Consider the following 1,433-nt stretch of genomic DNA (forward strand, 5'->3'; position numbering starts at 1 on the left):
GGGCGATTTGACTTGGTGGCCAACAACAGCGCGTGGCCATTGCTCGCGCGATTGCGACCCAACCAAGGTTGCTTCTTGCCGACGAACCTACGGGCAACCTCGCGAGTCTGCAAAGCGAAGAGATCATGGAGATTTTCCAAAGTCTGAATGACGAGGGCACTACCGTCGTCATGGTCACCCACGAACCGGATATCGCACTTCACTGCAAGCGAACGGTCACCTTTCGCGATGGCAGGATTATCGAGGATGAGCAGAACAAGACTCGGTTGGTCGCGACCCACGAACTTGAGAAAATGCGAAAAGCTAGAATCGAAGAGGATCGTGCGCGTTCGGCCAAACGATCAGCCATCGAGGTGAAGTGAACCTCGTTCAGAGCCTCAGACTCGCACTTCGCGGACTCAACGCGAACAAGATGCGAACAGCACTGACGATGCTCGGCATCGTGATTGGTGTTGCCGTCGTGATTCTCGTCGTAGCGATCGGGCAAGGCGCGACCAAGAGCGTGACGGACGCGGTGAATTCGCTCGGGACAAATCTACTCTCGATTAGGCCCGGACGCCCCCGAGTTCGGATCACCGCCGCCGTAACTCAAAACGCGAGCGGGAACGCCACTGCCTCAGGGTCGCCAAACCGATTGACTCTTGACGATGCGCGTGTGATCGGAAGGAGCTTCCCCGAGACAATCCTGGCGGTTGCTCCGATGGTCAACTCGAACATCCAGATTCGACTGAATGGGAAGGATGCAACCAGCTCGCTCCTCGGAAGCACTCCTGACTATCTCTTCGTCAACAACGCGATGATGAAGTCCGGACGAATGTTTCTAGCCTACGAAGGTGATGGAGCTCAAAAGGTCTGCGTCGTTGGGACGGCGGTTGCCGACAAATTATTGGGCGATGCGAAAGGTGATCTGACCGGCCAGACCATCCTGCTCAACCGCCAGAGCTTTCTAATCCTCGGGATGTTGGCACCGAAGGGATCCGGAGCGTTTGGGCAGAATCAAGACGACGTCGTTCTGATGCCGATTCAAACGGCGATGAGGCGAGTGATGAACACGAATCACCTCAACATGCTCGCGGTGAGGTGCAAGTCACCTGAAGCGATGCCTCTCGCTCAACAACAGATCTCAAACCTCCTGCGCTCAAGGCACCACACCCGTCCACCCTATCCGGATAACGATGACTTTCAGGTGATGAGCCAGACGGAACTCATGGAGCGGCAGCAAAGTGTCACCGGAACGATGACGACACTTCTGAGCGCTGTGGCCGTCATTTCGCTCGTTGTCGGGGGTATCGGAATCATGAACATCATGCTCGTGAGCGTTACCGAGCGAACACGAGAAATAGGGATTCGAAAAGCCGTCGGTGCAAATCCGCGCGACATCATGATGCAGTTCTTGATCGAATCCTCGATCATGTCTCTCCTTGGAGGACTAC

General features: G+C 55.6%; 1 protein-coding gene and 1 pseudogene. Both read left to right on the plus strand.

The window, feature by feature from the left end:
• Nucleotides 1-14 precede the first annotated feature (14 nt).
• Nucleotides 15-362, plus strand: a pseudogene (locus RMO15_RS16510) (ATP-binding cassette domain-containing protein); the annotation flags it as partial.
• Between the two features lie 50 nt (nt 363-412).
• A partial coding sequence (locus RMO15_RS16515) for an ABC transporter permease (protein WP_309714546.1) occupies nt 413-1,433 on the plus strand: 1,021 nt, incomplete at its 3' end.

Source organism: Armatimonas sp., from assembly GCF_031410135.1.
Lineage (GTDB): Bacteria > Armatimonadota > Armatimonadia > Armatimonadales > Armatimonadaceae > Armatimonas.